The sequence below is a fragment of the Streptomyces sp. NPDC096176 genome, from assembly GCF_044763255.1.
Taxonomy (GTDB): Bacteria; Actinomycetota; Actinomycetes; order Streptomycetales; family Streptomycetaceae; genus Streptomyces.
Window position 1 is genome coordinate 507,254 of the sequence record NZ_JBIWFV010000001.1, and the last position, 17,528, is coordinate 524,781.

At 69.7% G+C, this 17,528-nt stretch carries 21 protein-coding genes; 17 read left to right on the forward strand and 4 right to left on the reverse strand.

Annotated elements, in window-relative coordinates; translation table 11 throughout:
• Positions 1–98 precede the first annotated feature (98 nt).
• The 10 genes from ACIQ7Q_RS02480 (at position 99) to ACIQ7Q_RS02525 (ending at position 8,101) form a co-directional block, all read left to right on the forward strand.
• Positions 99–959, forward strand: coding sequence for a hypothetical protein (locus ACIQ7Q_RS02480; protein WP_403855442.1), 861 nt, complete (start codon positions 99–101; stop codon positions 957–959).
• 96 nt (positions 960–1,055) lie between these two features.
• A complete protein-coding gene (gene cpaB, locus ACIQ7Q_RS02485) occupies positions 1,056–1,769 on the forward strand; it encodes a Flp pilus assembly protein CpaB (RefSeq protein WP_403855444.1) in 714 nt (237 codons plus the stop codon).
• Positions 1,770–1,776: 7 nt separating this feature from the next.
• Positions 1,777–3,018 carry a CpaE family protein gene (locus tag ACIQ7Q_RS02490; protein WP_403855446.1) on the forward strand — a complete coding sequence of 414 codons (1,242 nt, stop codon included), beginning with the start codon at positions 1,777–1,779 and terminating at the stop codon, positions 3,016–3,018.
• Positions 3,015–3,392, forward strand: a complete 378-nt coding sequence (locus tag ACIQ7Q_RS02495) for a pilus assembly protein (RefSeq protein ID WP_403855448.1) — start codon at positions 3,015–3,017, stop codon at positions 3,390–3,392. The genes ACIQ7Q_RS02490 and ACIQ7Q_RS02495 overlap by 4 nt, the downstream gene beginning before the upstream one ends.
• Positions 3,389–3,835, forward strand: a complete 447-nt coding sequence (locus ACIQ7Q_RS02500; protein ID WP_403855450.1) for a TadE/TadG family type IV pilus assembly protein — start codon at positions 3,389–3,391, stop codon at positions 3,833–3,835. The genes ACIQ7Q_RS02495 and ACIQ7Q_RS02500 overlap by 4 nt, the downstream gene beginning before the upstream one ends.
• Entirely contained in the window at positions 3,832–5,241 is a 1,410-nt protein-coding gene (locus ACIQ7Q_RS02505; RefSeq protein ID WP_403855452.1) for a CpaF family protein, read from the forward strand. The genes ACIQ7Q_RS02500 and ACIQ7Q_RS02505 overlap by 4 nt, the downstream gene beginning before the upstream one ends.
• Positions 5,238–6,176, forward strand: coding sequence for a type II secretion system F family protein (locus ACIQ7Q_RS02510; RefSeq protein WP_403855454.1), 939 nt, complete (start codon positions 5,238–5,240; stop codon positions 6,174–6,176). Before ACIQ7Q_RS02505 ends, ACIQ7Q_RS02510 begins: the two co-directional genes overlap by 4 nt.
• Before the next feature lie 38 nt (positions 6,177–6,214).
• Positions 6,215–7,102: a DUF5936 domain-containing protein gene (locus ACIQ7Q_RS02515; RefSeq protein WP_403856395.1), complete on the forward strand. Its 888-nt coding sequence runs from the start codon at positions 6,215–6,217 to the stop codon at positions 7,100–7,102.
• A 163-nt stretch (positions 7,103–7,265) separates the two neighbouring features.
• A complete protein-coding gene (locus ACIQ7Q_RS02520) occupies positions 7,266–7,478 on the forward strand; it encodes a hypothetical protein (protein WP_403856397.1) in 213 nt (70 codons plus the stop codon).
• Positions 7,478–8,101 carry a pilus assembly protein TadG-related protein gene (locus ACIQ7Q_RS02525; RefSeq protein WP_403856399.1) on the forward strand — a complete coding sequence of 208 codons (624 nt, stop codon included), beginning with the start codon at positions 7,478–7,480 and terminating at the stop codon, positions 8,099–8,101. The genes ACIQ7Q_RS02520 and ACIQ7Q_RS02525 overlap by 1 nt, the downstream gene beginning before the upstream one ends.
• Here the strand turns inward: ACIQ7Q_RS02525 and ACIQ7Q_RS02530 are convergent.
• The gene (locus tag ACIQ7Q_RS02530; RefSeq protein ID WP_403855456.1) at positions 8,051–8,521 is read right to left on the reverse strand and encodes a hypothetical protein; all 471 of its coding nucleotides are present in this window, start codon (positions 8,519–8,521) and stop codon (positions 8,051–8,053) included. The two genes, ACIQ7Q_RS02525 and ACIQ7Q_RS02530, sit on opposite strands and share 51 nt — an antisense overlap.
• On the opposite strand from ACIQ7Q_RS02530, the gene ACIQ7Q_RS02535 reads away from it, so the two are divergent.
• Positions 8,520–8,729: a hypothetical protein gene (locus ACIQ7Q_RS02535; RefSeq protein ID WP_403855458.1), complete on the forward strand. Its 210-nt coding sequence runs from the start codon at positions 8,520–8,522 to the stop codon at positions 8,727–8,729. The genes ACIQ7Q_RS02530 and ACIQ7Q_RS02535 overlap by 2 nt on opposite strands.
• Entirely contained in the window at positions 8,729–9,337 is a 609-nt protein-coding gene (locus ACIQ7Q_RS02540) for an OmpA family protein (RefSeq protein ID WP_403855460.1), read from the forward strand. The genes ACIQ7Q_RS02535 and ACIQ7Q_RS02540 overlap by 1 nt, the downstream gene beginning before the upstream one ends.
• A gap of 40 nt (positions 9,338–9,377) precedes the next feature.
• Here the strand turns inward: ACIQ7Q_RS02540 and ACIQ7Q_RS02545 are convergent, their stop codons facing one another.
• Positions 9,378–9,746: a DUF192 domain-containing protein gene (locus ACIQ7Q_RS02545; RefSeq protein ID WP_403855462.1), complete on the reverse strand. Its 369-nt coding sequence runs from the start codon at positions 9,744–9,746 to the stop codon at positions 9,378–9,380.
• 68 nt (positions 9,747–9,814) lie between these two features.
• Here ACIQ7Q_RS02545 and ACIQ7Q_RS02550 point away from each other — a divergent pair, with 68 nt between their 5' ends.
• Positions 9,815–10,615, forward strand: coding sequence for a prepilin peptidase (locus ACIQ7Q_RS02550; RefSeq protein ID WP_403855464.1), 801 nt, complete (start codon positions 9,815–9,817; stop codon positions 10,613–10,615).
• A 149-nt stretch (positions 10,616–10,764) separates the two neighbouring features.
• The gene (locus ACIQ7Q_RS02555) at positions 10,765–11,067 is read left to right on the forward strand and encodes a hypothetical protein (RefSeq protein WP_403855466.1); all 303 of its coding nucleotides are present in this window, start codon (positions 10,765–10,767) and stop codon (positions 11,065–11,067) included.
• Positions 11,068–11,082: 15 nt separating this feature from the next.
• Here ACIQ7Q_RS02555 and ACIQ7Q_RS02560 read toward each other — a convergent pair whose 3' ends face one another.
• Positions 11,083–12,246, reverse strand: coding sequence for a winged helix DNA-binding domain-containing protein (locus tag ACIQ7Q_RS02560; protein WP_403855468.1), 1,164 nt, complete (start codon positions 12,244–12,246; stop codon positions 11,083–11,085).
• 385 nt (positions 12,247–12,631) lie between these two features.
• Positions 12,632–13,669 carry an L-glyceraldehyde 3-phosphate reductase gene (mgrA, locus tag ACIQ7Q_RS02565; RefSeq protein ID WP_403855470.1) on the reverse strand — a complete coding sequence of 346 codons (1,038 nt, stop codon included), beginning with the start codon at positions 13,667–13,669 and terminating at the stop codon, positions 12,632–12,634.
• Between the two features lie 107 nt (positions 13,670–13,776).
• On the opposite strand from mgrA, the gene ACIQ7Q_RS02570 reads away from it, so the two are divergent.
• From ACIQ7Q_RS02570 to ACIQ7Q_RS02580, 3 genes are all read left to right on the forward strand, one after another.
• A complete protein-coding gene (locus ACIQ7Q_RS02570; RefSeq protein WP_403855472.1) occupies positions 13,777–14,538 on the forward strand; it encodes an isoprenyl transferase in 762 nt (253 codons plus the stop codon).
• 550 nt (positions 14,539–15,088) lie between these two features.
• Positions 15,089–16,411: a PhoH family protein gene (locus ACIQ7Q_RS02575; protein WP_403855474.1), complete on the forward strand. Its 1,323-nt coding sequence runs from the start codon at positions 15,089–15,091 to the stop codon at positions 16,409–16,411.
• A 402-nt stretch (positions 16,412–16,813) separates the two neighbouring features.
• Positions 16,814–17,524 (forward strand): transglycosylase SLT domain-containing protein, encoded by a 711-nt coding sequence (locus tag ACIQ7Q_RS02580; protein WP_403855476.1) that lies wholly within the window; start codon positions 16,814–16,816, stop codon positions 17,522–17,524.
• Positions 17,525–17,528 lie beyond the last annotated feature (4 nt).

Sequence of the window (17,528 nt, forward strand, 5' to 3'; positions counted from 1 at the left end):
AAACACGGAGTAGCGAGCACGGAACTGTACGAGCACGGAGCAGTAGGGATCTGCGGCCGCCGGACGCCCCGGTGTCCGGAGCTGAACGGGGAACGAGCGTGCCGACCGCAATAGCAGTCACCAGCGCCGACCTGGTGCTACCGCCGACGGATCACCAGACACCCACTGCCGCCCTGATCCACTCCCCGGACGCCCAGCCCCTCGACGCGGCGCTCGACGAGATGACCATGCTGCTCGACCACCACGGCTACGTCGTCGTGCTCTACCCGGCCTGCCTCCCCGCCGCCCACGAGCAGCGGCTGTACGCGATCCGCGCCATGCTGGAGAGCGACCGGATAGCCCTCCTCGAACTCGACCTGCCGCCGCTCGGCGTGGCCGTACTGGCGCGGCAGATGCGGCAGCTGTCGATCTGCGACTTCAGTGCCGGGATCGTCGCCTCCGCCGCCCGGCTGCTGTCCCACTACGTCCACGCCGGCGCCCTCCTCGGCTCCGTCGCCAGGCTCGACCGGATCGACGTGAGCCTCAAGGCCCACGCCAAGTCATGGATTCCCGGCACCCAGTTCGGCGTGGTGGCCAACCCGAAACCCCAGCTGATCAGGCTCGGCAGCGGCGAACTCGCGGGCCCCGACTTCGCCACCCGGCTGATCGTCGCACGGGGGCAGCTCCAGTCCGAGTGGGTGACCGACACCCTCGCACCGGCCTGGCGGATCCAGCACGTGCACGAGGCCCCGCTGCCGGCCGACTCCCCGCGTTGGTGGGGGACGGCCCGGCTGATCGAGTTCGCCGCCTACCTCCCGGACATCTCCGTCCTCTACCAACTGGTCGCTTCCGTACGGCGAGAGGTGTGCACATGGTGCGGCATCCCACTGATCGGTGACCGCTGCGGCTTCTGCTCGGCACCCCTGACGGCCGCCTCGAGCCGCACCGCGGCGACCAGGGCCCTGACCGCGGGGCCGTGACCGGGCCCCGTATGCCGTGAGCACCGTCCGTCCCCGCGCCACCACACGTTCCGCACCACGACCCGTCCCACGCCTTCGAACGAGGTAGTCCCGCCCATGAATTCACGGCAGCGCCGCGGTGTTCTTCTGCTACTTCTCTCGCTCGTCTGCGGCATCGCCGCGTTCGCCGGTGTGCTCACGGTGGTGGCCGACGTGAATTCCAAGGTCGGCCCCGAGGTCACCGCCTACCGCGTCAAGGCGGACATAGCCCCGTACACACCGCTCGAGGCGGACCAGTTCGAGAAGGTCTCCATGCCCGAACGCTGGCTGTCGCGCAGCGCGGTGACCGACCTCGGCGTACTGGACGGGAAGATCGCCGTCACCGAGCTGCGCACCGGGTCGCTGCTCCAGAGCGACATGATCGTGCAGAAGCCGCGGCTCGAGAGCGGCCAGCAGGAGATCGCCATCATGATCGACGCGGCCACCGGTGTGGCCGGAAAGATCCGCCCCGGCAACCTGGTCAACATCTTCGCCACCTTCGCCGCGCAGAACGACTCCGCCACCGACCAGTCCCGGCTCATCGTCGCCAACGCGAAAGTCATCGACGTCGGCGAACTGACCGCCCTCGACCGCAAGAGCGGTGACCGCGCGAACGGCCCCAGGGAGGCGGTCCCCATCACGTTCGCGCTGAACACGGCCGACGCCCAGCGCGTCGCCTACGCCGAATCCTTCGCCGAGCACGTGCGCCTCGCGCTCCTGCCCGACGGCAGCCCCACCACCCTGCGGCCAGGCGACGGCAGCTACGACCTCTCAGAAGACAAGAACAAGTGAGGGCCGGATGACAACCCGTATCCTCCCCGCCGTCGGCGATCCCGACGCCGCCCGGTCCCTCACCGACCTCCTCGGCCGGCTCCCCGACGCCGAACCGGCGCCACCTGTCGGCGACTCCACCTCGCTCGTCGACATGCTCGCCCGGCTCGCCGCCCAGTCGCTCGACGAACTCCCCGAGGTCGTACTGGTCCACGAACTCGTCGGGCCCGTACCGGCCCTGGAGCTCATCCGGGAGGTGGCCCTGCGCTTCCCCGCCGTCGGCGTCGTCCTCGTCACCGCCGACACCAGCCCCGGGCTGTACTCGGCGGCCATGGACTCCGGCGCCCGCGGCCTCGTCGGACTCCCCCTCACCTACGAGGAACTGGCACAGCGCGTTCAGGGGGCAGCCGGCTGGGCGGCGGGCGTACGACGGCACCTCGGCCACGGGCCCGAGGCCCCGTATGGCGGGCCCGGCGGCACCGTCGTCACCGTGAGCGGCGCCAAGGGCGGCGTCGGTACGACGGTCACCGCGATCCAGCTCGCCCTGGCGTCGGCGGCCTCCGGCCACTCCGTCGCCCTCGTCGACCTCGACCTCCAGGGCGGCGACGTCGCCTCCTACCTGGACGTGCAGTTCCGGCGTTCCCTCGTGGACCTCGCCGCCATCCAGGACATCAGCCCCCGAGTCCTGCAGGACGCCGTCTTCAACCACGAGACAGGCGTGGCACTGCTGCTCGCCCCGGCGGAGGGTGAGCGGGCCGAGGACGTCAGCGACCGGCTGGTCCGGCAGACCGTCGGGGCGCTGCGGCAGCGGTACGAGGTCGTCGTCGTCGACTGCGGCACGCACATGAGCACGGCCAACGCAGCCGCCATCGAGCTGGCCGACACGACGCTGCTCCTCACCACCCCCGACGTGGTGACCGTGCGGGCCACCAAACGGATGGTGCGGCTCTGGGACAGGCTGCAGATCCGCAAGGCGGAGGAGACCGTCACGGTCGTCAACCGCCATACGCGCGGCACGGAGATCCAGCCCGCGCTGATCTCGAAGATCACCGCCACCAGAGTGGCGCGCTCCGCGGTCCCGGCGAACTTCAAGGAGTTGCAGGGCGTCGTCGACGCGGGCCGCATGCAGGACCTCGAGGCCAAGTCCACGGTCAAGCAGGCCCTGTGGGGGCTGGCGGGCGAGCTGGGGCTGGTGAAGGACCCGCCCGGGGACGCCAGGGCGAACGGCGGCCGCTTCGGTGGCGGCCGGCGGCACGGGCGTGCGAAATGAACCGCCGCCGGTGGGGGGACAGGGGCCAGTCGGTCATCGAGTTCACCGGGATGGTGCCGATCATCCTGGTGACGCTCGCCGTGCTGTGGCAGTCGGCCCTGGTCGGCTACACCTTCGTCCTGGCGGGGAACGCGGCGGACAAGGCGGTCGCTGCCGGGGCGCGCGCGGACGGGGGCGGCGCGGCGGCGTGCGCGCAGGCCGCGCAGGAGGACGTGACGGGCGGATGGTCGGCCACGGTCGACTGCGGACCGGCCGGCGACCTGTACACGGCGGAGGTCGCCCTCGACGTGCCGCTGCTGTTCCCGGGCGTCAACCTGCCGATCACGGTCGAGGGCCGGGCGGCCGCGGCGACCGAGCGGAGGGACGGCCCATGACGCCCCATGAGAAAGCGCGTACGACGCCTCATGAGGAAGCGCGTACGACGCCCCATGAGGAAGTGCGTACGGGGAAGCGTGCGGCGATACGCGACGACCGCGGCCAGACGGTGATCGAGTACGGCGGCTGGCTGTTCCTGCTCCTCTTCGTCATGACGATCGCGGTGCAGGTCGGCCTCGCCGTGTACGCGGCCCAGCAGGCGGGTACGGCGGCGCGGGCGGCGGCGCGGGTGGCGACGCAGGACGAGGCGACGACGAGCCCACGGGCCGCCGGCCGGCAAGCGCTCAGCTCGTGGCTCGAGGCCGAGATCAGCGCCCGCTCCGAAGGCGACGCGGTCACCGCCGACGCCACCGTCGTCATCCCGAGCGTGGTCCCCGGTATCCGCTTCGGCTCCGTCACCAAGAGCGCCACGATGCCCCTCGACGAGGAGTTGACGCGATGAGCCTGCGGGCACGCATGCAGCGCATCGAAGGCCCCGGGCCGACGAACGACCGGAGCGAGGAGAGCCGGCTCGTCGGCACCTACCGCGCCAAGCTCCTCGAGGAGATCGACCTCGCCGAGATGTCGACCCTCGCCGCGGACGAGCGCCGTGCCCGCCTGGAGCGCGTACTCGGCCACATCATCAGCCGCGAGGGCCCGGTCCTGTCCACGGGCGAACGCGCGCACCTCATCCGCCGGGTCGTCGACGAGGCGCTCGGCCTCGGCATCCTCGAACCGCTCCTCGAGGACGCGTCGATCAGCGAGATCATGGTCAACGGCCCCGAGCAGGTCTTCGTCGAACGGGCCGGCCGGCTGGAAATGCTGCCGCTGCGCTTCTCCTCCACCGAGCAGCTGATGCAGACCATCGAGCGCATCGTCTCCACCGTCAACCGCCGAGTCGACGAGGCGAATCCGATGGTCGACGCCCGCCTGCCGACCGGCGAACGCGTCAACGTCATCATCCCGCCGCTCTCCCTGACCGGCCCGATCCTCACCATCCGCCGTTTCCCGCGTGCCTTCACCCTCCAGGAGATGATCGGCCTCGGCACCCTCGACGAGCACATCCTGATGCTGCTCGCGGGTCTGGTGCGCGCCAAGTTCAATGTGATCGTCTCCGGCGCAACGGGCACCGGGAAGACCACGCTCCTCAACGCCCTGTCCGGGCTCATCCCGGACGGCGAACGCATCGTCACCATCGAGGACTCGGCGGAGCTCCAGCTCCAGCAGACCCATGTCATCACCCTGGAGGCCCGCCCGGCCAACGTCGAGGGCAAGGGCCGGATCACCATCCGCGACCTCGTGCGCAACTCCCTGCGCATGCGGCCCGACCGCATCATCGTCGGCGAGGTCCGCGGCGGCGAGACCCTCGACATGCTCCAGGCCATGTCGACCGGCCACGACGGGTCGCTGGCCACCGTCCACGCCAACAGCGCGGAGGACGCGCTGATGCGGCTCCAGACGCTGAGCTCCATGTCCGAGGTCGAGCTGCCGTTCGTCGCCATCCACGACCAGATCAACAGCGCCGTCGACGTCATCGTCCAGCTGACCCGGCACGCAGACGGAGCCCGCAAGATCACCGAGATCGCGGTCGTCGACTCGTACGGCCGCGAGGACTACCGCTTCGTGACCGTCTGCCGCTTCGAGGCGGAACCGCCGTCCGGCGACGGCCGGGTGCACGGGCAGTTCCGGTACTGGCCGCTGCCCCGCCGTGTCGCGGAGCGCCTCTACATGGCCGGCGAGGCGATCCCACCCGCTTTCGGGGTGGCCGACTCCCCGCTGCAGCTCGCCACCCGCACGCCGCCGGGCCTGAGCCCCGTCCCCGACCCGCGTCGGAGCTCCGACCCGCGGGAGAGCGAGGGACCACGATGAACCTCCCTCTCCTGACACTCGGCGTCACGCTGCTCGGCTGCGTACTCGCCGTCCTTGGCGTACGCGCGTGGTCGGCCGGACAGGCACAGCGGCAGGCCCTCGTGGACCGCATGGCGCAGACCGGGCCGCTCGCGATCGAGAGCGGCCGACGGCGCCGATTCGCGTCACTCGACCGCAGACTGCGGCGTACCCGCCTCGGCAGGCGTATCGAACGGAGCCTCTCGGCGACCGGCCTCGACCTCACCGCCGGCGAGTACGCCATCTACGCGGCAGCCGCCCTGATCGCTCTCTACGGCCTGATGAGCGCCGTCTTCGCACCGTTCTTCGGCGTCCTGGCGGTCCTCATCGGCCTCTGGGGCGCGAACGGATTCCTCAACTGGCAGCGCATCAAGCGCACCGAGGCCTTCATCAACCAGCTGCCGGAACTGACCCGCGTCCTGGCCAACGCCACCCAGGCCGGTCTCGCCCTGCGCACCGCGATCGGCATGGCCGTCGAGGAACTCGACGACCCGGCACGCGAGGAACTGCGCAGGGTGGCCGACCAACTGGCGCTCGGCCGCTCCCTCGACGACGCGCTCGGCGAACTCGTCGAACGCCTGCCCTCCCGCGAACTCACCGTCCTCGTCACCACCCTGATCCTCTCCAACCGGGCAGGCGGCACCATCGTCACCTCCCTGCGCAACCTCACGGAGACCCTGGAAGAGCGCAAGGAGACCCGGCGCGAGGTCACCACCCTGCTCTCCCAGGTCAAGGTCACGGCGGTGGCCGTTCCGGTGCTGGGCATGGGCTTCCTGCTGATCATCAACGGCATGCGCGACGGCGCCCTCGACGAGATGACGAGCGCGCTGGGCGGCCGGATCGCCGTGCTGATCGCCGCCGGCCTGTACGCACTGGGCTTCGTCCTCATCAACCGACTCACCCGCGTCCGCATCTGACGCCCGAGACCCGACCCACCTGGAGGGAGGCACACATGCTGGGACTCGCCCTGGCCGCCGTGCTCGGCCTGGCCGTCTGCGGAGTCTTCCACGGCATCCGCATGTACCGGGCCGAGGCCAAACTGCCGGGCGACCTCGCCGTCGCCCTGGAGGTCGGCGCGACCCGAACCAGCTACCCCGGCATGGCCATCGACCGCCTGGGCGTGCGCTGGGCCCCCTCCGTCCTGCGCCTGATGGGCCCGCGCCGGGTCGACCGCGTCCGCCGCAGACTCGACATGGCGGGCAACCCCGGTGGCCTGACCGTCGACCGCTACGCCGCCCGCCGCGCCGTCTACGGCGGCCTCGGCACCCTCGTCGCCTTCGGCATGCTGATGAACGGCCGCGCCGTCTTCGCCGTGCTGTTCCTTCTCTACGGCCTGTTCTGGACGGACGTCCTGCTACGAGCCGCCATCGCCCGCCGCCGCGACGACATCGAGCGCACACTTCCGGACTTCCTCGACGTCCTCGCGGTCGTCGTCTCGGCCGGCCTCGGCTTCCGCCAGGCCCTGGAACGCGTCGCGGAGAAGTACGACGGCCCCTGGTCCGACGAACTGCGCATCACCCTCCGCCAGATGGACATGGGCATGGGCCGCCGCGAGGCCTTCGAACACCTGCGCCGACGCAACGAGTCGGACCAGGTGTCCATGTTCGTCTCCGCGCTCCAACAAGGCGAGGAACTGGGCGCCCCGATCGTCGACACCCTGATCCAGATCGCCAACGACATGCGCAGGACGGACGCCCAGAACGCCCGCCGCAAGGCGGCCAAGGCAGTCCCGAAGGCGACGCTGATCGTCACGAGCTTCATGCTGCCGGGAACGATGATCCTGATCGTGGCTGGTTTCTACTACGCGGCGGACGTCGACTTCGGCGCGATATTCGGGAGTTGATTGAGGGGTGATTCGCCCAACACTCTTCGCTCAAGCAAGCGAATGTGGGAGATTCTCTCCGGAGGCCTGGGTGTAGCCGGGAGACTCCAAGGAGTGATCAGCGGTGAGGGAGGCCGGACCGACATGAACCAGCGGTCCGTCGAAGGGGAACGAGGGGTACGCCATGAAGGACTTCGGCCTCAGGGTCGTGACCGCGATGAGGCTCCGCAGGGACCGGGGGCAGGGGTCGATCGAGTACGTGGGGATCACGATCCTGGTGGTGGCGATCGTGGTGCTGCTGCTGCAGACGAACGTGGGCAACGACATTGCCAACACCTTCCGCGAGAAGATCAATTCGGTGCTCGGCGGTGGGGGCGGTGCCGGCGGCGGGGGCTGATCCTCTCCGGGTCTGACGACCGAGGCCAAGCGACGCCGTTGTACATGGCGGCGGTGGTCGGCCTGCTCTTCCTCGTCCTCGTGTATCTCGCCTTCGGGCAGGCCGACGTGACGCGCAACGGCGCACAGACCGCAGCCGATGCCGCAGCGCTGGCCGCTGCCCAGGAATCCAGAGACGAGTTGGACCTGGCGGAGCTCCTCGACGACCTTGACGTCATCTTCGACAGCGACGTGCCGGCCGATATGCCGGACGGCTGCATGAGGGCCGTGGATTTCGCCGCCCGGAACGACGCCGTGGCCAGGGACTGTGTTCCGCTGAGCGACGGCCGTTGGGGCTTCACCGTCGACGTCGAGTCCCGGGAGTCGATGGGCAGCAGTGTCATCGACGGAACCGAGAACAAACACGCCACTGCCTCCGCCACCGCAGTCGTCGAACCGCGCTGCACCTTCGCACCCGAGGAGAGCGATGCCCCCGAGCCCGGTGAGGGCGATGAGGACGAGGAGCAGAAGCCGTCCCCGGGCACGCTGCGCTGCGACTCCGAGGACTGGGTCATAGACCCCGAGAATTTGGATCTACTGCCCGACATGGCAGACCTCTTCACCGTCCGACTGGCCGAGGACTGAGCCCGATGAATGCAAAGGAACAGGATTGATGAGCATGCGGCACATGAGGACCATGGGCCGGGGCAGGTCGGCGGTCTTGCTGTCGGCAGCCTTGATCTTCTCTCTGTCGGCGTGCGGCGGAGACGGTGAAAGGACGGACTCGGCCAGATCTTCCTCGCCCGCTCCTTCCGGCCCCGGCGATGGAAACAAGGGCAGCGCCGCACCGGAGGTAGCCCCCAGCACAGCCAGCGAACCCATCGCCACGGTGAAGGGGGACAAGGGGCTTGAAATGTCCGTCTTCTCAGCTCGGCGCGATGACGGCGGTTTCCTCACAGTGGATGGCCAGTTCAAGAACACCAGCTCGGTCGGATTCACCGTTCCGGTCAATTGGAACGGCATGGAGCAGGCCGTGGCTTCCACGGGAAATTCGCTGGCCGCCATGACACTGGTCGATTCGAAGGGCAAGAAGCGGTACTACGTGTTGCGTGACACCGACAACCGGCCGCTCACGACGTACGCCTACGGCAATCTCATCAAGGCCGGTGACACCCTCGCCTTCTTTGCCCAGTTCCCCGCACCGCCTGCCGACACCACAGAGCTGGCCCTCCAGTTCCCCGGCTTCCCCAGCACCACGATCGAGCTGTCCTGATGAGCGCCGCATCCAGGACCGCCACCGCCGTCGTCCTTGCCGGCGCGCTCTCCCTCGGCCTCCTCGCCTCGGGTGACGCCCTCGCGGACGACGGCCCGTACGCGGCGCCGCCCGCCGAGGCGCCGGTCAAGATCGACGCCAACGACTCGGATCTGAAGCTCCCCGAGGGCGCGACGCTCGCCGAGCCGAAGGTGATCGACATCAAGTCGGTCGTGGAGGACATCAGCGGCGAGGAACGCCGTGAGGAGACGAACTCCGACATCAAGTTCGCCCTTCAGGCCGAGGTGCTCTTCGGCAAGGACAGCGCCAAGCTCTCGGGCGAGGCGACATCCCGTATCTCCGCCATCGCCGCGGAGGTCAGGACGCAGGGCGCCAAGAAGGTCCGCGTCTTCGGCTTCACCGACGACCTGGGCTCCGAGGCTCACGGCGACGAACTGTCCAAGAAGCGCGCGGATGCTGTGCACAGCGTGCTGTCCCATCAGCTGAGCGCCGAGGGCATCACGTACGAAATCCGTGGTTACGGCGAGGACTATCCCATCGCGAGCAACACCTCGGAGGAGGGCCGCCGCAAGAACCGCCGTGTGGAGGTGTCGTTCCCGCGGGAGTAGGCCGACCGGGAGCCAAGGTGGTGCCGGGCGCGCAACTCCCCTAGTGGTCCCTGCCCGGCGTCCCGATCGTCACCCGCACGCCGGGTGCGAGGCCCCACGCGGCCATCGCACCGGCCTCCGCCTCCAGTACGTGCCGGGCACGCAGCCGGATCAGGCCGAGCCGCCCGGGACGCATCGTGTGCACATGGACGACGCGCAACTCCTTGTCCAGGTAAGCCACGTCGATCGCGAACCGCATCCGGAAGGTGTGCACACCGGCGCACGGCGTCAGCATGATCGCGCCGTCGATACCGTCCCGGCCGAGCAGCCCACGCCTACGCGCCCGGGACGAGGCGGCGATCTGCAACGCCACCGGGCCGTCGTGTCCCGGTATCAGCAACTCGGCTGTGCCATCGCGCCATGGGCCCATGGTGCCGACCGTAGTGCCGAACCCACCGGTCCCACGACCGGTTGCCGGCCAGGATCTAGGCTCCTCCCGTGGACGTGATGCTGATCGCCGTGGCCGCTCTGTGGGGTGCGGGTACCGGGCTGCTCATACCCCGTGCCGCGTACCGGCTGTCCGTCGAACCGGAGGAGGCCTGGCGCGCACAGTGCCCCGGCGGACATGCGATCACGGGGCCGGCCGGCGGCTGGGTGGGCACGGCCCGGTGCGGCGCCTGCGTGGCGGGCGTACGGGCGCCGGGGACCGCCTCGTCCGCGACGTCATCGGAGACCGGGGAGCGCCGGCCCATCCCGTACCGCCGCTCCGCACTCGTCCCCACCGTCACCGCTGCCGTCTGCGTTGCGTTGGCGGCGGCGACGGGGGCGCGCCCGGAGCTGGCCGTATGGCTGCTGTGCACCCCGTTCGCGGTGCTGCTCGCGCTCGTCGACCGCAACGTCCACCGGTTGCCCGACCGGCTGACGCTGCCCCTCGCGGGTGCCTCCGCTTCGTTCCTCGGCCTCGCCGCGCTCGCCCCCGGCGCCGGCGGTTCCTGGCCGACGGCCCTCCTGGGCGGCCTTGCCCTGGGCGCGGCTTACTTCGTCCTCTTCCTGATCAACCCCGGCGGCCTGGGCTTCGGCGACGTCAAACTCGCCTTGTCTCTGGGGGTGTTGCTGGGCTGGTACGGCTGGACGATCCTGTTCGCGGGCGCGTTCGCCGGGTTCGTGCTGGGCTCGCTCTACGGCCTGACCCTGATGCTGCTGCGCCGCGCGAGCCGCAGGACGGCGATCCCCTTCGGTCCGTTCATGATCACGGGTGCCCTTCTGGGGGTGCTGCTGGGCGCCCTGTCGGCGTCCTGAGACGGACGGCCGCGCGGCGTCCTCGACCCCGCCGTCGCCCCCCGCCGGCGTGACTCCGGATGCGGCGTGCGGGACGCCGGGCGCACCCTGGTCCTGGAGCTGCCCCTTCCCCGACCGAGGGCAGCCCGGTCAGGGAAGGGACCGTCGACATGTTCGCGAGGCTGAGTACGTACCAGGGGTCGCCCGTACCCCCTGAGGGAGACCTGAGTGCGCAGTCGGAAGAGGTCGTGCGGCAGATCCAGGGGGTGCCCGGTTTCCTGGGCGTCTACTACCTCGTCGACCGGGCCACGGGGAAGGCGCGATCGCTGACCTTGTGGGAGGACGAGGAGACCATGCTGGCGAGTGAGCGTGAAGCGGCTCGCATCCGCGAGGAGACCGCTCAGCGGGAAGGCGAGCGCATCCTCTCGGTCGAGCGTTTCGAGGTGGGCTTCAGCCACCTGCGGACCAGCTGACCTGATCGAGACGCCCTACGCGTGAGGCCCCACCGTCACCTGCCCCACCGACAGCTCCGCCCGCCCCTCCAGGGCTTCCGCGACGCGGTCGGCCTGGACGGTCAGATCCTTGCGGGCACTCGGGCGGTCCAAGGCACTGCCGATCGGCTCGACCGTCATGACGAGGCGTCTGCCAGAGCGGCGCTGGTGCCAGACGCCCGCGACGATCCCGTCCACCAGCACCACCGGGTAGTTCCCGGCCTGGCCGCCTGCGAGGGCCCGGGTCGCTGCGGCGCCCGGGAAGAGGCGCTCCCGGGGTCGGCAGGCGATCGCGTACGCGTCGAAGTAAGGGAGGAAGCGCACTCCCCGGGGCGGATCGGCGTCCTCGAACACGGTGTCGCCCGACGCCACCCACGCCGGGGTGCCTTCGAAAGCCACCTCCTCGATCCCGCCGGCGTCCGCCGACTTTCCGAATTGCTCGCCGGCCCATGCCTTCGGTACGCCCAGCCACCTGGCGAAGTGCGCGGGGGTGGCGGGGCCGTACGCGTACAGGTAGCGCCGCACGAGCTCCGCGAGCGCGAGGCTTTCGTCCATCGGTGTGACGGCGGGGCAGGTGAAGGTGACGTTGCGGCCGCGATTCGGGCCGAAGGCGAGGGCGCCGCGGTGGGCGGCCGTGTGCGTGACCTGTCGCCAGCGCGGCCACTTGTCCTGGAAGGCCTCCATCACCCGGTCCCCGGCCCAGGCGCCGGTTCGCTCGACGATCGCGTCGGTCAGTTCGCCGATGGTCAGCTCGGCGCCGGTGAGGGCGTCACGGATGGCCGCGACGACCTCGTCCGTCTGCTCCGGTGACATCCGTACGTGCTCGGGCCACTGGTCCGGCCCGGCCGGGACGGCGGACAGTGCGCCCGTCCACATCGGCAGGTCCGCCATGGGCAGCAGATGGACGGTGCCCCGTGGGCCGTAGGTCTTCACCAGGGTGCGATCCGTCCACAGTGCCTCGCGCACGTCCGTCCGCGTCGTGCCGTAAGGCAGCCGCAGGGCGATGGACAGCTCACCGGCGGAGAGGACCTGCGCGTGCGCGCCGAGCATCGCACCGGCGACGGCCGCGGGGGAGTCGTGGGAGCCGGGGGAGGACAGGCCCTGGCGGGCCGGCCTCCGTGCGTTCGCCTGCGGCCATGTCACATCCGGCGTCTTCGTCATAGGAACGACCGTAGGAGCCATCCAGGTCAGATCCCGGCCGCTATCGCCCAATGGCGGCTTCTGTCGAGCACTTGACGCTGTGTCACTGTGTTCGTCAATGCGGCGCCTCGCGGCCAGGGTCCCCCGTGGGAGGTATGCCACGGCCCTGGCAGGCCCGATGCCGCAACGCTCCACGCCACCTCGGCGGAATTCGATGGACACTTCTGGCATGGCGTGGCACCCACCACCGCTTACGAAGGGTTATGGTGGAAACCCCCCCTCGGGCCGGTCCGTATCCCCCCCACGGACCGGCCCGTTTTATTTCTCCGCCGGTTTCTCCGCCGGCCAGGTCCGCGAACAGTCCGCGCCCCGGCCAGGTCCGCGAACAGTCCGCGCCGCGAACGGGTCAGCCCCGGTTGGCCCAGATGTTCGTGCCCTGCGTGTCCACCGCGAAGGTGTCGATCTCGCTCAGCTCCGCGTCCGTCAGAGGGGCCCCGGCCAGCGCCGCCACGTTCTCCTCCAGCTGCGTCACGCTCGACGCGCCGATCAGCGCCGACGTCATCCGCGGGTCCCGCAGCACCCAGGAGATCGCCAGCTGCGCCAGCGACTGGCCACGCCGCGACGCGATGTCGTTCAGCCCCTGCAGCCGCCGCAGGACCTCGTCGGACAGCAGGTTCGGGTCCAGGGACTTGCCCTGTGTCGCGCGCGACCCCTCGGGGATGCCCTTGAGGTACTTGTTGGTGAGCAGGCCCTGTGCGAGCGGCACGAAGGAGATGCAGCCCATGCCGGCGTCCTCCAGCGTGTCGAGCAGGCCGTCGCTCTCGATCCAGCGGTTGATCATCGAGTACGAGGGCTGGTGGATGAGCGCCGGGACGCCCATCTCCTTCAGCAGCCGTGCCGCCTCCGCGGTCTGCTCTGCGTTGTACGACGACACACCCACGTACAGCGCCTTGCCCTGCTGCACGGCGGATGCGAGCGCTCCCATCGTCTCCTCGAGCGGAGTCTCCGGGTCGAAGCGGTGCGAGTAGAAGATGTCGACATAGTCGAGGCCCATCCGCTTCAGGGACGCGTCGAGCGACGACAGGAGGTATTTCCGCGAACCCCACTCGCCGTACGGCCCGGGGTGCATGAGATAGCCCGCTTTGGTCGAAATAACTAGTTCATCGCGATACGGGGCGAAATCCTGGGCGAAGATCTTGCCGAAGTTCAGCTCGGCCGACCCGGGCGGCGGTCCGTAGTTGTTCGCCAGGTCGAAGTGCGTCACACCGAGATCGAAGGCCCGGCGCAGAATGGCGCGCTGCGAATCGAGGGTGCGGTCGTCGCCGAAGTTGTGCCAGAGGCCCAGCGAGAGCGCGGGGAGCTTGAGGCCGGAGTGGCCGCTGCGGCGGTACTCCATGGACTCGTAGCGGTCGGCGTCTGCCAGGTAGTAAGGGGAGTCAGTCACGCTTCCCTCCTTATCACGTACTTGTGACACACCGCGTTGGGCCGCCGCGGCCGGGCCGCAGTACTGTTGCGCCTTCGGGGACTGCCGCATGGAGGGGTGTAACAACAGTGAACCTGCGCGACCTGGTGTACGGGCTCTACGCACGCCGGGTGGAAGGCCGCCTCGACCACGACCAGGTGCCCAAGCACATCGGGGTGATCCTCGACGGCAACCGCCGCTGGGCCAAGGCTTCGGGTGGCACGGCCGCACAGGGGCACCAGGCCGGCGCCGACAAGATTTCCGAGCTGCTCGGCTGGTGCGCCGAGACGGACGTCGAGGTCGTCACCCTCTGGCTCCTGTCGACGGACAACTTCGACCGGCCCGCGGAAGAGCTGACCCCGCTCCTCGGCATCATCGAGAACACCGTGCGCAACCTCGCCGCCGACGGGCGCTGGCGCGTGCACCACGTGGGAACGCTGGACCTGCTGCCGGCGCACACCCAGACGGTGCTGAAAGAGGCCGAGCAGGCCACGGCGGACATCGACGGAATACTGGTCAACGTCGCCGTCGGCTACGGCGGCCGCCAGGAGATCGCGGACGCGGTGCGGTCCCTGCTGCTGGAGCACGCGCGCAAGGGCACCAGCTTCGAGGAACTCGCGGAGATCGTGGACGTCGAGCACATCTCGGAGCACCTGTACACCCGGGGGCAGCCCGATCCGGACCTGGTGATCCGCACGAGCGGGGAGCAGCGGCTGTCGGGGTTCATGCTCTGGCAGAGCGCGCACTCCGAGTACTACTTCTGCGAGGTCTTCTGGCCGGCGTTCCGCAAGGTCGACTTCTTGCGTGCGCTGAGGGACTACGCGGCACGCCACCGCCGCTACGGCGCCTGACGCCTCCGGGGGGTGGGGCCGGCGCGGGTTGCGCCTGCGACAGGCGTTTCCCCCCACCCCACCCCACCCCGCCCCTTCCCGTAACCGGGGGCTCCGCCCCCGGATCCCCGCGCCGGGGTCGCCGGCGGGGCTGACGTTGTCAGCCCGTCCGCCGTTTGAGGACACCGCGCGGAGCGCGGTACGGGGTCCGGGGCTTGCCCCGGCTACGGGAAGGGGCGGTTGGGGGGAAGGGCCCCGCGCAGCGGCCACGTCACCCCGCGTTCATCACCACGACGCCACACCTCTTGCATGGCCGCACTTGTTCGAGGGCATACCACTTGCAGGTCGACGTCCGATCCACGAACGTCGTATCTCAGTGAGCGGTCGACACCGCTCACCCGGGAGGCCCTTTGCACACGAAGGACTGCACCAGCGGTGCGGACCACGCGGAGGGCCGGCGCTCGGCCCGCGCATCGTGGCCTGAGCCCGGCCCGTCCCCCGCTACGGCGGGTGGACCCATGGCCCGCGACGCCGTCGCACCCCGACCTCGTCCGAGGGGGTACGTCCTTCCGTGGTGAACAGCACAAAGCGCCGTATGAACGACAGGCGCACCTACGTTCTCGACACCAGCGTCCTGCTGGCGGATCCGAACGCCATGAGCCGCTTCGACGAGCACGAGGTCGTGCTCCCCGTCGTCGTGGTCACGGAGCTCGAGGCCAAGAGGCACCATCCGGAGCTCGGTTACTTCGCCCGCCAGGCGCTGCGCCTGCTGGACGACTTCCGGGTCAGGTACGGCCGTCTCGACGCCCCCCTCCCGATCGGCGACCTCGGTGGCTCCCTGCGTGTCGAACTCAACCACTCCGATCCCGGCGTACTTCCGGCCGGCTTTCGACTGGGGGACAACGACTCACGGATTCTGGCGGTCGCGCGCAATCTGCAGGCGGAGGGATACGACGTCACGGTCGTCTCCAAGGACCTGCCGCTGCGCATCAAGGCGTCCTCGGTCGGTCTGCTCGCCGAGGAGTACCGCGCGGAGCTCGCCATCACCGATGCCGGCTGGACCGGCATGGCGGAGCTGCCTCTCTCCGGCGAGCAGGTCGACCTGCTGTACGGAGAGGAGTCGCTGTACGTGCCGGAGGCTGCCGGTCTTCCCGTCCACACCGGCCTGGTGCTGCAGTCGGAGCGCGGCAAGGCGCTGGGCCGCATCACGGCCGAGGGGAACGTCCGCCTGGTGCGCGGCGACCGCGAGGTCTTCGGCATCCACGGCCGCAGCGCCGAGCAGCGCGTCGCCCTCGATCTGCTGCTCGACCAGGAGGTCGGCATCGTCTCGCTCGGCGGCCGGGCCGGCACCGGAAAGTCGGCGCTGGCGCTGTGCGCGGGTCTCGAGGCGGTTCTGGAGCGCCAACAGCACCAGAAGGTGATGGTCTTCCGGCCGCTGTACGCGGTGGGCGGGCAGGAGCTCGGTTATCTGCCGGGCACCGAGGCCGAGAAGATGAGCCCCTGGGCCCAGGCGGTCTTCGACACGCTGTCCGCGGTGGCGGGCCGGGAGGTCATCGAGGAGGTGCTGGGCCGCGGCATGCTGGAGGTTCTGCCGCTCACCCACATCCGAGGCCGTTCGCTGCACGACGCGTTTGTCATCGTCGACGAGGCCCAGTCGCTGGAGCGGAACGTCCTGCTGACGGTTCTGTCCCGTATCGGGGCGAATTCCCGGGTCGTCCTCACGCACGACGTGGCGCAGCGGGACAATCTGCGGGTCGGGCGGTACGACGGAGTCGTCGCCGTGGTCGAGAAACTGAAGGGCCATCCGCTTTTCGCGCATGTCACCCTCACCCGTTCCGAGCGTTCGCAGATTGCCGCGCTCGTGACCGAAATGCTGGAGGACGGGCACATTTAGTCCCATAAGGGCCAGAGGCTTATCTGGCAAAAAGGGCAAGTCAGTTGACGCCGCCCGGCGAAGCGCAAGAGCCTAGCCGGGCGGCGTCGCGCTGTCCGCCGTTCCTTCAAAGCCCCTGGCGTAAACGGGGTGTGAGCTTTCACACGCAACGAAGAATTGCCTTGCGGTATCGGCTTCCGGCAGAGTCTTGCTTCCGTCAGGCCCCGCATGCGACACATCCGCACCACGGTTGGTGCACAGCAACACACAACTCAAGACCCGTCCGTCGTATGCCGCCCGCGAGCACAACGCGGCAACTCCCCCCGAGGGGTTGCCCACCGGGTCCGTGCCTCCCGTGACCCAAGCAGTGGGGAGGCCAGCGCCAGGGGCAAGATTGCGCTCGCGAGGTCACCTATGCGGGCGATGCTGGAAGGAAACCGTGTGAGCCGGATCTCGGTCCGGGGATTCGCAGTCGCTTCGGCTACTGCGGTCACCACCGTAGGCGCCGTTGTCGGCGTCGCGTCGGGCAGCACTCAGCCCTCGGGCGACAACCTCGAGGCGACCGCTGCCGACACGACGCTCCTCGCGGACATCCCCATGGGTGAGCAGGCGCAGATTCAGGTCTCGTCCCTGACGCAGCAGGCGGACGCCCAGGCCGCTGCCGCGGACGCGGCTGCGCAGAAGTCCGCCGAGGAGTCGGCCCGTCTTCAGGCTGCCGAGACCGCGAAGGCGAAGAAGGAGGCCGCCGAGAAGGAGGCCGAGCGCAAGCGCGAGGAGGCGGAGGCACGCGCCAACCGTGACTCCGTGCGCGACGCGTCCAGCTTCTCGACGCAGTCGTCCTACACGGTCGCCCAGGTCCAGGCGATGGCCCGCCAGATGGTGCCCGCCGACCAGTTCCAGTGCTTCAGCAACATCGTGAACCACGAGTCGACCTGGAACTACCGGGCGCAGAACCCGTCTTCCGGTGCCTACGGTCTCGTCCAGGCGCTGCCGGGTTCCAAGATGTCGTCGGCCGGCGCCGACTGGCAGACCAACCCGGCGACCCAGATCAAATGGGGCCTGAACTACATGGACAGCCGCTACGGCAGCCCCTGTGGTGCGTGGTCGTTCTGGCAGGCCAACCACTGGTACTAGTCGG

Excerpts from the sequence above, each read along its gene's own strand:
- cpaB (WP_403855444.1), top strand. The coding sequence starts at position 1,056 with ATGAATTCACGGCAGCGCCGCGGTGTTCTTCTGCTACTTCTCTCGCTC.
- ACIQ7Q_RS02490 (WP_403855446.1), top strand. The coding sequence starts at position 1,777 with ATGACAACCCGTATCCTCCCCGCCGTCGGCGATCCCGACGCCGCCCGG.
- ACIQ7Q_RS02495 (WP_403855448.1), top strand. The coding sequence starts at position 3,015 with ATGAACCGCCGCCGGTGGGGGGACAGGGGCCAGTCGGTCATCGAGTTC.
- ACIQ7Q_RS02500 (WP_403855450.1), top strand. The coding sequence starts at position 3,389 with ATGACGCCCCATGAGAAAGCGCGTACGACGCCTCATGAGGAAGCGCGT.
- ACIQ7Q_RS02505 (WP_403855452.1), top strand. The coding sequence starts at position 3,832 with ATGAGCCTGCGGGCACGCATGCAGCGCATCGAAGGCCCCGGGCCGACG.
- ACIQ7Q_RS02510 (WP_403855454.1), top strand. The coding sequence starts at position 5,238 with ATGAACCTCCCTCTCCTGACACTCGGCGTCACGCTGCTCGGCTGCGTA.
- ACIQ7Q_RS02520 (WP_403856397.1), top strand. The coding sequence starts at position 7,266 with ATGAAGGACTTCGGCCTCAGGGTCGTGACCGCGATGAGGCTCCGCAGG.
- ACIQ7Q_RS02535 (WP_403855458.1), top strand. The coding sequence starts at position 8,520 with ATGACACTGGTCGATTCGAAGGGCAAGAAGCGGTACTACGTGTTGCGT.
- ACIQ7Q_RS02530 (WP_403855456.1), bottom strand. The coding sequence starts at position 8,521 with ATGGCGGCCAGCGAATTTCCCGTGGAAGCCACGGCCTGCTCCATGCCG.
- ACIQ7Q_RS02540 (WP_403855460.1), top strand. The coding sequence starts at position 8,729 with ATGAGCGCCGCATCCAGGACCGCCACCGCCGTCGTCCTTGCCGGCGCG.
- ACIQ7Q_RS02545 (WP_403855462.1), bottom strand. The coding sequence starts at position 9,746 with ATGGGCCCATGGCGCGATGGCACAGCCGAGTTGCTGATACCGGGACAC.
- ACIQ7Q_RS02555 (WP_403855466.1), top strand. The coding sequence starts at position 10,765 with ATGTTCGCGAGGCTGAGTACGTACCAGGGGTCGCCCGTACCCCCTGAG.
- ACIQ7Q_RS02560 (WP_403855468.1), bottom strand. The coding sequence starts at position 12,246 with ATGACGAAGACGCCGGATGTGACATGGCCGCAGGCGAACGCACGGAGG.
- ACIQ7Q_RS02580 (WP_403855476.1), top strand. The coding sequence starts at position 16,814 with ATGCTGGAAGGAAACCGTGTGAGCCGGATCTCGGTCCGGGGATTCGCA.